Here is a 13,859-nt window from a genome sequence, read left to right as displayed (position 1 = left end):
TGACTAAGATTTAATCCGTTGAGTGATAAACAGATTAATGAGTGAAAAGATGATAATGATTAAGAATAACACCCATGCAATCGCTGATGCATATCCAAATGCAAAACGAGTAAACGCTTCTTCATAGAGGTAGAGAGTCATCGTTAAGCCTTGGTTACTTGCACCGCGTCCAAATAGGAAAGGCTCTGCGAAGATTTGCATTCCCCCGATTGTTGATAAGATCACTGTAAATAAAATAATCGGTTTCATTAGTGGGATCGTAATAAAGAAAAATTGCTGTGTTTTGTTAGCTCCATCGATCGTTGCCGCTTCATACATATCTTTTGAAATCCCTTGTAAACCAGCAAGATAAATAATGGTATTATACCCTACCCAACGCCACATAACCATTGCAGAAATGGCAACATGTGTTCCAAGATAAGAGCCGCTCCAATTGATTGGATCGAATCCTAAAAGAGTCACGACATAGTTGATGACACCATAATTCGTTCCAAACATCGCTGAGAAGATAATGGCAACGGCTACAACAGACGTAATATTCGGCATAAAGACTGCCAATCGAAATAGTCCTTTTCCTTTTAAAAACGCTTGATTTAATAAGAAGGCTAACACTAATGCAAGCATAAGCTGAGGTACCGTTGAAATAAACCAAATGCTAAATGTATTTCCAACCGCTTTCCAGAACAACGGATCATTCGTGAACAAAGCGATATAGTTATCGAAACCTATAAATACCTTCTCACCTAAAATATCCCATCTATGTAGAGAAAGATACGCGGTAAAAAAAAGAGGATAGACACCAAATATAGCAAATATGATAAAAAAAGGTGATATAAACGCATACCCAGCGAGCTGATCAAAAAGTTTAGGATTTTTCTTTTTCGTAACGGATACCGGTTTAGTAGTACTTGTTTCTAATGCACTCTTTGTCGCCACAGCAAAAACCTCCCTTTTTAGACAAAATTCCTTTAAAAATATAAGAAGCTGTGTAAACTCAGCTTCTTATATTTACTATTTAGAACAATTTCATTAACGAGATATTTGTCTCTTTGCTTCTTCTACAGCTGTATTCCATGCTTGCTCAGCTGTTGCTGTGCCATCTTCAATGGATGCTACAGCATCACGCATGATTATATTGAGGGCTCTTGTTTCAGGAGATCTGTACACGTATTCAACACGCTCGGCAGCTTCTGCTAACATGCTTCCTAAGTCGTCACGAGTGAAGAATGGATCAGAGAAAGATTGTAATTCCTCATTGTCATAAACACTTGGCGTTGATGGGAAGTTCCCTCTTTCTTTAAAGATTTCTAGTTGTTGTTCTGGTGCATTTAACCACGCAATGAATTCATATGCCTCTTCAGCATTCTTGCTTTGAGCTGGTATCGATAATAGTGATCCACCCCAGTTACCTGATGCTTCAGGAATTTGTGTGACATTCCATAAACCTTCTGTTTCAGGTGCATTATCTTTAATTTGTTGTAACATCCAAGGCGGCAGGAATACTGTAGCAAAGTCGCCGCGTGCTACCGCTGCACCCCACTCTGTAGATTCACGCTCGATATTTGCAGAAATATCTTGTGCTTCTACTGCTAGATCCCATGCTCTTTTGATTTGTTCTGATTCTTCAAGGATAAAGTTCCCTTCCATATCAAAGTACTGCTCTTGACCTTGATCACGCACAACGCGGAACATATCAGAAGCGAAGTTAAACATATATCCACCAGTCGCTTCTTTAATCTGACGTCCAGCTTCAATATACTCTTCCCATGTGCTAAGAGCTTCACTTACTTCATCTGGATCAGTTGGAAGTCCTGCCTCTTCAAAAATATCGACACGATAAGCCATTGCCATTGGACCTACATCTGTTGGGATACCTAGTACAAATGATCCATCAACAGAAGATGCTTCTCTCCATCTCCACTCTAGGTAATCACCTGCAATGTCATCTGCACCATAATCTTTTAAATTATGAAACTGATTTTGATTCTCTTTTAACCTTTCAATATATTCTGACTCAATTACCGCTACATCTGGAGCTCCAGAACCTGATGCTAGAGCTGTTACTAGATTTTGGTGATGGTCACCGTAAGGAGTTTCTTGTAACTTAATCGTTACATTTGGATTTTCCTCTTGGTATCTTTTAATTTGTTCATCTAAACCCATACCAGGGAATGCCCACATCGTTAATTCGACGTTTTCACCAGAAGAAGCGTTTGAACTATCAGTAGTAGATTCCGTTCCCCCTGATTCATTAGAAGATGAACAAGCAATAAGGCCAAGCGATAAAGCTAAGGTTGAAGCAACGTAAGCAATCCTTTTTAACAACACAATCGACCTCCTGTTTTTTCTGTTTTTTATATTAATTAGCAAGGCTAACTAACACCAATGAATAACCTGCTTTGAGACACCCCGCCATTCACCTTAACGATGCAGCAATTGATAGCAGTCTCCTTTAGACTCTAATTGTTAGCGCTTTCATATTAAAGATAATTCTTAACTATCAGTGATGGTTTCAGGCCCTCCTGATTTATTAGAAGATGAACAAGCATTAAGACCAAGCGATAAAGCTAAGGTTGAAGCAACGTAAGCATCCCTTTTAAACAACACAACCGACCTCCTGTTTTTTCTGTTTTTTTATATTAATTAGCAAGGCTAACTAACACCAATGAATAACCTGCTTTGAGACACCCCGCCATTCACCTTAACGATGCAGCAATTGATAGCAGTCTCCTTCAAACCTTTAATTGTTAACGCTTTCATATTGAAGAAATTTTTTTGATAGACAAATCTTTATGTATTACATCCTTAGTCTAGTAAACTTTACATTAATTTGATTGTTTTTCGTTCACAAAGTTATTGTATCACTATTAACTTAGTTTGTCTATCGGATCAACGAAGTTTTTTTGATTTTTTTCAATAGTGGTGACAAGGATTGGCACCACCAAAAAAAGTCTAGTAACAAGTATATTTTCCCTTTTCTCGTGCTATATGTTTAGCCTGTCCGAAAAATGGTTATCTAACAAATACACCAACTAAAAAGGAGGAGTTCATCATGCTTTACAAAGCTAGTTCCATTCAATCTTGTATTGTACAAGCCACAGACGGAGAATTAGGAAAAATAAAAGACTTATACTTTGATAGTGAAAAATGGACGATACGCTACTTAGTTATCGATACACGTAAATGGCTTCCAGGGAAACAAGTGTTAGTATCGCCTGTCTCCTTCGATAATGTTGAGTTAGTTGATAGTAGAATTTCGATTTTCGCATCAACAGATCAAATTAAAAACAGCCCTTCTGTAGGAGAAAGAAAACACCAACCGATCACTCGTCTGCAGGAGATGGAACTTCATCGCTACTATGGCTGGACACCTTATTGGATTGGAGGAGGTCTATGGGGACCTGGCAATATCCCGATCTTATCTAATAAGGAAGAGGAACACTACATTACTCAATTGGATGATCATCATTCCTATGTAAGAAGTGTCAACGAACTATCAGGTCAAATGTTTGGATATAACGTTGTTGGAATGGACTATGAAGAGTTTGGACGTGTCATCGACTTTGTCATTGACGATAACTCATGGGTCATACATTACTTAATCGTTGATACAGGCAATTGGTTACCTGGTAGAAAAGTAGCCATATCACCTGAATCGATCGACTCTATTCAGTGGATTGACAAAGAGATCATGATTAGCTTGAAAGCTGAGGAAATGGAAGAACAGTCCACCGAGAGTGACTCTGTCTTGGAATTAGAAGAGATTCGGATCGATAACTTGAGAACAAGACATCTATCTAAATAAATAATGATAAGTAGACGGTGAAAAAGAAGGAACCACCACTGTATTAATGGCGGTTCCTTCTTTCACTGTACGGATTCGTACTATTCAAACGTAAAACTGTCCCTTTGATGCCTTACCGCACCATTGATCAGGCACCACCAAAAAAGAAAGGAAACGGATACTACCGATACCCTTTAGTCAAAGGCACCCTTCTTTTGATTCGTTTATTTGCTTGTAAGATTAACTGATGGACGTTTTGCAGAAAGTTATGCACTCATTCTTGCATTTTTACTCGATGGCTGAATTGGAATGTATGTAGTAACTACTGAGAGAGCTGTGGAGTTAGTCGCCTGATAAAAATTTAAGAGTGGTTGTTGTAGATATGCTTGAACAGACCGGGTATCAGCGGCTCTTTTTGGTCGGATTCTCTACTGCAAGAGGCTTGAAAACAATACATCGTTTATGCTCATTGCTTACGACCTTTTTCGCTAGACTCTTTCATTTCAACATTCTTTTCTGGAACTCTAACCTTTGTTTCGCATTGCCTTTAACGATAATGTCGACTCCGCTATCAATATACTTTTCGACATTCTCACCCTTTAGTGCTCTCTTTACGGTCTCAACACTTAAGTACCCCATATCATAAGGGTTTTGTGCTACAGTCCCAGGTAGTGCTCCCTCTTCGATCAATTCAATCATATCGTTCATTCCATCTGCTCCTGTGATTGGTAACTTAAGCCCATATTCTTCTAGCACCTCAAATGCCATTAATGCCAGTGCGTCATTGGTGGCCATGATCCCTTTCACTTTAGGATGATTTTCTAAAATGGTTTCGATCTCCTCTTTTATTTTCAAAGGTTCGGAGTAAATGTTTACTTTTTCCGCGACAATTTTCACTCCTGCGGCCTCTAAACTTAGTTTAGCTCCCTCCATCCGTTCAGATGCAACCGGACTATATAAATCGACTCCTATTAAGGCTACTTCATTTCCAGGCTGCAACTGTGAACCGAGTAACGCTCCTGCTCTTCTACCTAAAGCAACATTATCCGTACCGATATAGGTTGTTTTATTATCCCATTGATGATCGGTATCTAATAAAAAAACAGGAATATCCTTTTCAATAAACCGTTCTAAAGTAGGAATACTATAATGTGGATACATAGGGGAGATTATTAAGATATCAGGTTTTTCTATTAGAACACGCTCTAACATATCAACCTGCTCTAAAAATGATAAGTTAGTGGGAGCAATAATTTCACCCTCTATATCAAAATCCTCAAATCCTTTTCTCAAACCCGCTTCAACAATCCTCCAATATTCCGAATCTAAATCTTTTAATACAACGACTACTGTAGGTTTTTCATCTATTACTGGTTTAAACATAAAAGTCAATGCAAAGATAACTAGAGGCAGAACGAATAACCTTTTTACCATTTGATACCCCGTCATTTCATATTTCTAGGCAATGCTGTTTCATTAATAAGGAAATAAATTATAACCATAAACACCTTTACCTGTTAATTTATTTTTAGAAAAGATAACGCTTAAGTTCTATTCTTGTCTTGTTTTCACTATAACAAAAATGCTAGAGCGGAGATTTCAATTTATTTAGATGTAAACATTTAAAATATTCGGGAGTTAAAATCGATTATAATTAAGGGGAAAGACCCTTTCTCTAAGCTCGCAAGCACCACGTAAGCCTAAAAAATATCCCCTAGTTGCGTAACTAGAGGAATTCCTTATAGCTGCCTTATTTCTTCTACCGTAATTCCTTGTTCAATGCACCATTCATATGGATTGTATCTATTTTTCTTTTCGATGTTTCTCTTTCTGATTGTGTCAGCTCTTATCCTGTACTACTTTTTTCTACCCGTAAAAAAATGCGTCTCTCAAAATCTGAGAAAAGCGTTTTTTATACGATTATCTATTGAGTGTATTGATTATCCTTTTAGCTGTCATTTATTCAATGACTCCGTCTTGTGTTCGATAATATAATTCGCCATTCTGACCAACTCTTCTTTTACCTCTTCAGCAATTTGTCTTTCAATCCTTTGCTGAATGTATTCCAGAAAATTTTGGACGCTTTTATAGCCTTTTTCTTCTTGCATTGTTGCCTGATTTGTTTTTCCGTCATCATAAAGCTGTTGTGCGCGCTCAAAATGTTTTTTAGCGTTTTCTAAATGAGACAAAGAAGACTGCTTGATTCCAACCGGAGTAATATCAGCTGTTTTAACCATTTCAATTACATCCTGAAGACAGTAACTTTCTGAAGTAGTACTCTGTATGACGTAATTTGTAAAATCGGCCTCCGTATTTTCACTTATTACCCCTACACTGATGTTCCCTACCATCTCTACTGTTCTTTCATACATTTCTTTATCATTAAAATAGAAGGTAAACGTATCCCCAAATTTCTCGACTTTTAATGCTTGTGCTTCTTGAAGATTTGTGTCTTGTGGTAATCTGACTCCTTCCCAGCCAATCGCTTCACCACGAAATTCTGCATACGTTTCTAACATATTGATATCTTTGTTAAAAAAGGCAGACACCGTTGTCTTTTCTTCGTCCGTAATCGTAAGTCCGTATTTTGGGAAGCCCTCTGCTCCTTGATTGACCCATTCGATATCAGCAGAAACGAGAAAGTCACCAGTCATAAGTTCTTCTCTATACAATTTGGCCCATTCATGGCTATGTTCAAGGCGACTCGTCACACTTGATTCATTAATAATGTTCCAATGACCCGACTGCTCCCCAGATAGAGGAGAAGGTCCCCAGCCATCTATATAAGCTGAATGGCTGCCATCTGAAACCCGAATAATCATTTCTTTTGAACTATCTCCATTCGGATCACGTATCGTTAGGTTTGTTAATCCTGGCTCAACACCGGTGATCAATACAGTTGTATCATCGATTTTGTTCATTTCGACCATTCCTGGCTCACTTACTTCCCACTCAAGTGGTTCGATTTCACCTAACCAATCTGGCTTAACGTTTGCAATAATCTCCTTTGACTCGCCAATGTTTACATTCAAATACTCTTCACTGACCACAATTCGTTCGATTTCCCCTTCGGCCGGAGCTTCACGCCACGTCGAATGTAAATGGAAGAAATCGAGTGAGACGACCTCAACACTACCACCTTCTGCATACAACTCAATGCCACTATTTGTCGGTTTAGTATAAATCAAATTCGTAAAAACCATTTCCCCGTCATCGATAAAGAGTTCAACTGAGGACTCATCCACCAAACCGTGAATTTTAATCTGTTCTCTCTCCACTGGAAAGTCAGCTTCAAACCGCTTTCCAAATTGAAACCGCTCCCCATTTCTATCAATTAACGTATCAAGACCAGCTTTCGTTCGGTCTAGGAAAACAGTTTCTGAATTCAGGTCAACACCAACTACCGTTTCTTCCTCATCAGATTGTCGGAGGCGAATTCCAAATTCTTCAACGTCTCTCCATTCGATTACTGCTTCAAACTCGTAGGATACTCCAGAAAAGTCTTCTATTGCCTGTTTCCCCTCTAGAGTAAAGGAGTCTATCGAATATTCAGTTGCACGAATGTCCTTTAATTCCCTAATCGGCTCTTGGAATAAGCGAATGCTACCGTCCTCAACTGTTCTTAAAGTTACTTCACGTGGAATCGACATCGAGCCCATCCAAGGATAGGTCGGCGACTGATAAGGGTAACGCCAATTAGCCATCCACGCCAACCAAATACGTCGATCGTCCCCCTCTGCAAGTTCGTTAAATGACTGAGCTGCATAAAAATCTTGACCAAAATCTGTAATTAGTACCTCTTCAGGTCGGTTATCATTTGTGAATGTATATCCATCAAATTCTCCAATAAAATATTGATTGGTCGACCCGTCCGTGACATGATTGTCTCCAACACTTACTGTAAGCACCCATTTTTGCTTTTCTTCATTCCCATCGACCGGTAAACGGAATAAATCCGGCGTTTCCCATACAGCAACATGAGTACCGTGCTCATTGCCTTGTTCATCTACGCCAAATTTACTTTGGTATTGCCAATCAATTAAGTTAGGAGAGTTATAAAATGTAACACTTTTATCCGTAGTGACAGCCATCACCCATTTTTCCGTTTCTTCATGCCAAAATACTTTCGGATCACGGAAATCTTTTATTCCCGGATTTTCAATGACTGGATTTCCTTCATAGCGCTCCCACGTTCGCCCATTGTCTTTGCTATAAGCAATCCCTTGAGACTCACCTCCCTCTGTACTTGTATAAATAGCTACCATACCTGCTTCTCCATCAAAAAAGCCAGTCGTATCGTTCCAATCGATGACTGAAGTTCCTGATAAAGCCTGGCCCAGTTCATCATGCTCTAACGCAATGGGGAGGTGCTCCCAATGAAGCATGTCCTTACTGACAGCATGTGCCCAAGTTCCCATTTTCTGGTGGAACAAGTGATATTCTCCTTCGAAATAAATGAGTCCATTTGGATCAGCAAGTCGCCCCTGTGGAGTTGAAAAGTGATATTGCGGACGGTATTTTTCTGTGTAATAATCATCAGTAACAGCAGCAACCGAGGCAACATCTGACCTCGTTTCACTAACATACCCTATAATCATAATCAGTGCCGTAACAACAACTAGTACGTATCTTTTCTTCATAAAAAACGACAACCTCCTCAAGAATCTTAAAACAGGATAATAGTGACTCAATATCTGCTTCATATGGGTCCAATAACTTTCGGGCTTTAACCCTATCTACTAATGATTAAGAGGCTGAAAGAGAGCCCCCCTTTTTGCTAACTCCATCTCCAATATTTCTATAAACTCTTCATTCAGACCATTTTCAACGGCTTTGTTGTATGCTTCAATTAAGACTTCATTTAGTACATGATGTAACACCGAATACTGTCTCCTTTTGCGAGGTTTTTCAAAAAGGGACAGTCACCCTTTTTGAAAAACCTCTTCATTTGTTGGTATCGCAGATATGGCTCCTACTTTCGTACAAACAATTGCTCCTATCTTATTACTGAGCGTCGTGACCTTTTTGATTTTTTCAAAGTCCGCTATTGTTTTCTTTGGTTCTTCTTCTTTTGCTAGTTGATAGAGCATCGTGCCAACAAATGCGTCGCCTGCCCCTGTTGAGTCGATTGAATCGACTTTTATACTAGGAACAATCTCTTGCTTTTCTCCATTTGATATCAATGTACCGTTTTTCCCTAATGTCACAGCAACTAAGCATGCTCCTAGTTGATGGAGAACTTGAACACCTTTTGTTAACTCATCAGCTCCAGAAATGATGCTTAGTTCTTCATCACTGACTTTGACAAAATCAGCTTGGGAAATTCCCTCTTTAGCTAAGTTTACAAAAGTAGCTTCTCTTCCTTTCCAAAGGTCTCCCCGATAATTAGGATCGAATGAGATAAACTGTCCTTCCGTTTTCGCCGATTGAATCGCGTTCAAATAAGTCGAACGAAATGGGTCGTCTAATAGAGCTGTCGCTGAGCCGAAATGCAATATACTCGCTTCTTTTAGTTTGTCTTGATCGAGCTCATCTTCAGCTAAAAAGGCATCCGCCCCTCGATTAAAAACAAAATCTCTTTCTCCATTTTCCTTTAACGAGACAAATGCTACTGTTGTCGGATGTGTCTCATCTAACACGAGCATGGTTGTATCCACTTTTACTTCATCTAGTGTCTTTTTTAAAAAATGGCCAAATGGATCATTTCCAACTTTCCCACTAAACTTCGCAGTACCACCCAGTTTTACAATCGTTGCACACACATTGGCCGGGGCGCCGCCTGCCTGTTTCTCAAAATGCTGACCGCCGACTAGATCGATTCCGACATCTGTACAGAAAAAATCAATTAACAACTCTCCGATACAAATAACTGATGAGTTTTTATTCATTTCCTTCTCCCTCTTTGTTCTATATTGTGAGTAGCTTGATAGAAAAAGGAGGAAACGTGTAGAGGATGTCTCACCTCTTTTAACTGTTTCCTCCTACTCTCCTTTACGCCATATACAAAATCCTACTTATTTCCCAGGAGATGATACGTGGCCACAAGCTTTGATCGCTCCGTTTGACGCATGGATCGAGATCGCTTCACATGCTTTATCTGGATAAACTAAACTTGTTAACGAATATTCCCCATCATTGACAAGTAGTTCTATCGACGCAGAGTCAACAACCAAACGCAGTTGCACGTTTTTTGTATCCTCCAGTTTCACCTCTTGATCGAGTAAGAACATATTTGAAAAATCAATTTGTCCAGAGTTTTTACGATTTAGTACTAATACATTCTTTGCTTTATCAAACGTAAGTGTCGTGTATTGTTTCTCCGTATGATGCACAGTGATCCCAAACTGGTCTGCATCGACACGTTCAAGATTTAAAGTTAGATCGACATACGATTCATCCAGCTTTACTGTTTTCGTTCCATCAACGATACACTCGTCAATATTAATATTTTTAGAGAAATAGCAATCTAGTTCTTTTACTAATTTTTGAATAACTTTATAGTCTTCTCCAACTTTCCGAACAGAAAGCTCTCGCGGCAACGTCATTTGACTGCGCCATCCCTCTGTTGGGACTTGATTCGCATACCTCCAGTTACTCATCCAGCCAAGGTAGATGCGTCTTCCATCCTCTTCAGGGATATCCGAAAAGCTCACACCTGCATAATTATCTCTTCCAAAGTCGAGCAATTTAATCGATTCATGATCTGAAGTAAAGGTGGAACCATCAAAGGAGCCAGTGAAATATTGTGTAAATGACCCATTATCAAATTCAGGATTATCTCCAATGCTTACAATCAACACCCATTTCTCTTCATCGCTGTCTTCTACCTTTAATTTAAATAAATCTGGGCATTCCCACACGCCATCGTGAGAACCAAATCCCTCACCAAATTCACTTTCAAACTTCCAATCAATTAAGTTTGGTGAAGAATAAAAGGTGATCGTTTGACCTGTCGCTAATGACATTATCCATTTTTCAGTTTCCTTATGCCAGAACACTTTCGGATCTCTGAAGTCTACTTTTGTATCATGACCAAGAATTGGATTCCCTTCGTACTTTGTCCACGTTCTTCCTTTATCATGACTGAAAGCTAAACTTTGAGTTTGAACTGAAGGTTTTCCTTCCGTTCCTTCTAAGTGATGCGTGAAAATAGCGACTAGTCCTGGCTCGTCTGGGAAAAAACCAGACGTATTGTTCCAATCGACAACCGCACTGCCAGAGAAAATCGTTCCATGTTCATCTGGATATAATGCAATATCGAGCTCCTCCCAAGTTATCATGTCCTTACTAACCGCGTGGCCCCAGTGCATGGGACCCCACGTTGTACCATTTGGATGGTATTGATAGAATAAGTGATACTCACCTTCGAAATAGACCATTCCATTTGGATCATTCATCCAGTTTTCCTTAGGTGCAAAGTGTAATTTGGGTCTATATTTTGCTAAATTATTAATTGTCATAGTAACCTCCATTTTTACTCTGTCGTGCGATCATACCCTGCTTGTTTAATTTCTAACCATTCTTGTAAACCTAGACGATCCAATTCTACTAAATAGTCATCCCACTCTTCTTCTACTTTTCCATTTGTAATCCATTCCGCACGTTTTCTATTTACATAAGGCATTAAATCTGCCTCGATCGTAGACAGACGATTCAGTTCTTCAAGGCCGTGTAATACTCTCGGGTAAATATTATCTGCTTTCATGTGTGGAACCATCACTTCTTTCATTAAACCTAATCTCCATGCTGCATCATCTGGTTTCGTTGTCACCGTGCCATAATAGCTATCTAGTATCGCTAAAGGTCCGCCAATAGATGTTCTCTCTCTCAATTCAACAGGCGCCGTCCCTTCTAAATCTAGATGTCTCAACATTTGAGCGCTTTCATCAAATTCAAAAATGTTTTGTTGCGTATCATCGCCATACGTACCCCAGTTGTTTTGAACAGATTGTATCGGATCATATAGTTGGTCAATCCATTTGGCTGTTAATTCAAGATTTTGATTGGCACTCGTAATGACCATGCGCGAACGGTCAAAGCCTATTCCATTTGTTCTTGTTACATTGATATGACCATCTGGACCAGCTAAAGGACCCATTAAATCATAGTCGTCACCCATACCAGTAATGTTTCCTTTATCCCATGTGAAGTACAAACCATAACGTCCTTCTTGTCCTTTGGCAACATACACAGGCCAGTCTTGTTCAAATCCTTCAATATCCATTAAATTCTCTTCATATAACTCGTTCATGAATTTAATCGCTTCTTTATAGCCTTCATCAGCTGCTGTTAATTTTACTTCTCCATCATTCGTTACAACCGTACGATCCCAGTTATCACCTAGACCAAAAGAGCCAAATAAGAACCCTAAATCTTCTCCACCATGATTAATAATAAAAGACATCGGGATCGTTTGTCCGTCGCCTGCTGGATCATTGTCCCTAAACGCAATGAGGACATCTTTTAATTCATCTGTTGTCGTTGGCATGTCTAAGCCTAATTGATCCAACCATTCAACATTAATCCAAGGAAAATTATCTACAGATTGAATACGTTCTCTGCCTTCACCTAATTCTTCAATCCATGGAAAGGCATATATGTTTCCATCTGGAGCCGTCATCATTGCTTCATACTCCGGTGCCTGCTCAAGTACTTTTTGTAAATTAGGCATATATTGATCAATTAAATCGTTAAGCGGAATAATCGCTTCATCTTTTGCTAAGTTTAATAACTCATAGTCACTATAGTATGCATTCAAAATCGCATCGGGCATTTCACCGCTCGACATTGCTAAATTTCTTCTTTCAGTAAATTGTGCCCCTGTAAAGTTTCTCCACTCGATTTCGACCCCTGTTTGTTCTTCTAAACGTTGAAAAATCAACTTGTCATTAGGGTCTTCAGGTGCTAATGGTGAACTTTCTGTCAAAAATTTTAATGATACCTTTTCTTCTAATGGAAACGTAATATCAGACAACTCATAATCCTCGGACCATGTTTGGTTCGAATTTCCTCCACAAGCTACAAGAAGTGACGTTCCAATTAACACTGCTGACATCGCTTTAACAAATTTCTTCATAACAAACCCCCACTTTTCTTTTTTTTATTTTAATGACCCGACCATAACACCTTTTTCAAAGTATTTTTGGAAGAATGGGTACATAATTAATAACGGTAAGCTTGCCACAACAATCGATGAGTACTTGATCATTTCGGCAATTCTTTGCATTTCAGCCCTTGCCAGTTGATCGGCAATCATTCCTGGTTGGACTTCGTTTTGGATGAGAATGTCACGCATAATCAATTGCAACGGGTACAGTGACTTGTCTTCAAGAAAAATCATCGCATTAAAGTAAGAATTCCATTGTCCGATAAAAGCATAGAGAGCGAGCACAAAAATAATTGGCTTAGACAATGGTAAAATAATTCTTAAGAAAATTTTAAAATCAGAAGCACCATCGATTCTTGCCGCCTCTTTCAACTCATTCGGCAGCGCTTTAAAATACGTTCTTGCCAAAATTATATTCCAAACCGTGACCGCTCCTGGCAAAATGACCGCCCAAGGTGTATTAATCATTCCTAACTCTCTGACAAGTAGATACATTGGGATCATCCCTCCATTGAAAAACATCGTAAAGAGGAAGTAAATCATTAAGGCCTTTTTCCCAACGAGCTTATCAACCGATAACGAATATCCAGCTAGGATCGAAAAACCAACCGATATGAGCGTAAATCCTACAGCATATAGAATGGAATTTAAAAATCCTCTCATAATCGACCCATCCGTGAAAATACGTACATATCCATCAACCGTCCAATGTTCAGGATTAAATGAAATGCCTCTCGTTACTAGAATATGAGGCTGTAAAAAAGATCCTAACAGTACATATAGGAGAGGAACCATAACAATTAAGACAACTAAACTCAGCAAGACTTTATTTAATAGAAGGATTAGTCGGTCTGTTTTCGAATTATTGATCAGCCTATTTTTGTTCGAGTTACTTTGAAGCAGCAGTCGATTTTTTTTCTTTTTGTTGTATTTTTCTTTTTTTAAATTACTCATCCTACTAACTCCTTT

General features: G+C 38.9%; 10 protein-coding genes. 1 reads left to right on the top strand and 9 read right to left on the bottom strand.

Translation table 11 applies throughout. From position 1 onward, the window contains the following. Window positions 1-3 precede the first annotated feature (3 nt). Both AC1FXP_RS17705 and AC1FXP_RS17700 read right to left on the bottom strand, forming a co-directional pair. Entirely contained in the window at window positions 4-936 is a 933-nt protein-coding gene (locus tag AC1FXP_RS17705; RefSeq protein WP_480063310.1) for a carbohydrate ABC transporter permease, read from the bottom strand. Window positions 937-1,029: 93 nt separating this feature from the next. Continuing rightward, the gene (locus tag AC1FXP_RS17700; protein ID WP_480063309.1) at window positions 1,030-2,325 is read right to left on the bottom strand and encodes an ABC transporter substrate-binding protein; all 1,296 of its coding nucleotides are present in this window, start codon (window positions 2,323-2,325) and stop codon (window positions 1,030-1,032) included. 727 nt (window positions 2,326-3,052) lie between these two features. On the opposite strand from AC1FXP_RS17700, the gene AC1FXP_RS17695 reads away from it, so the two are divergent. Further along, on the top strand, window positions 3,053-3,805 hold the full coding sequence (locus AC1FXP_RS17695; RefSeq protein ID WP_480063308.1) for a PRC-barrel domain-containing protein: 753 nt from the start codon (window positions 3,053-3,055) through the stop codon (window positions 3,803-3,805). A gap of 477 nt (window positions 3,806-4,282) precedes the next feature. Here AC1FXP_RS17695 and AC1FXP_RS17690 read toward each other — a convergent pair whose 3' ends face one another. From AC1FXP_RS17690 to AC1FXP_RS17660, 7 genes are all read right to left on the bottom strand, one after another. Continuing rightward, on the bottom strand, window positions 4,283-5,218 hold the full coding sequence (locus AC1FXP_RS17690) for a sugar ABC transporter substrate-binding protein (protein WP_480063307.1): 936 nt from the start codon (window positions 5,216-5,218) through the stop codon (window positions 4,283-4,285). A gap of 521 nt (window positions 5,219-5,739) precedes the next feature. After that, window positions 5,740-8,424 carry a GH32 C-terminal domain-containing protein gene (locus tag AC1FXP_RS17685; RefSeq protein ID WP_480063306.1) on the bottom strand — a complete coding sequence of 895 codons (2,685 nt, stop codon included), beginning with the start codon at window positions 8,422-8,424 and terminating at the stop codon, window positions 5,740-5,742. A 99-nt stretch (window positions 8,425-8,523) separates the two neighbouring features. Beyond that, window positions 8,524-8,664 (bottom strand): sporulation histidine kinase inhibitor Sda, encoded by a 141-nt coding sequence (gene sda / locus AC1FXP_RS17680; RefSeq protein ID WP_480063305.1) that lies wholly within the window; start codon window positions 8,662-8,664, stop codon window positions 8,524-8,526. Between the two features lie 42 nt (window positions 8,665-8,706). Next, on the bottom strand, window positions 8,707-9,672 hold the full coding sequence (locus AC1FXP_RS17675; protein ID WP_480063304.1) for a carbohydrate kinase family protein: 966 nt from the start codon (window positions 9,670-9,672) through the stop codon (window positions 8,707-8,709). Between the two features lie 126 nt (window positions 9,673-9,798). Beyond that, window positions 9,799-11,244 carry a glycoside hydrolase family 32 protein gene (locus AC1FXP_RS17670; RefSeq protein WP_480063303.1) on the bottom strand — a complete coding sequence of 482 codons (1,446 nt, stop codon included), beginning with the start codon at window positions 11,242-11,244 and terminating at the stop codon, window positions 9,799-9,801. A gap of 14 nt (window positions 11,245-11,258) precedes the next feature. Then, window positions 11,259-12,860: an extracellular solute-binding protein gene (locus AC1FXP_RS17665; RefSeq protein WP_480063302.1), complete on the bottom strand. Its 1,602-nt coding sequence runs from the start codon at window positions 12,858-12,860 to the stop codon at window positions 11,259-11,261. A gap of 24 nt (window positions 12,861-12,884) precedes the next feature. Beyond that, a complete protein-coding gene (locus AC1FXP_RS17660; protein ID WP_480063301.1) occupies window positions 12,885-13,844 on the bottom strand; it encodes a carbohydrate ABC transporter permease in 960 nt (319 codons plus the stop codon). Window positions 13,845-13,859 lie beyond the last annotated feature (15 nt).

The sequence above is a fragment of the Halalkalibacter sp. HAAS-P013 genome, assembly GCF_056619925.1.
Note: the sequence above shows the minus strand (reverse complement) of the source record. Positions and strands in the feature narration are given on the sequence as shown.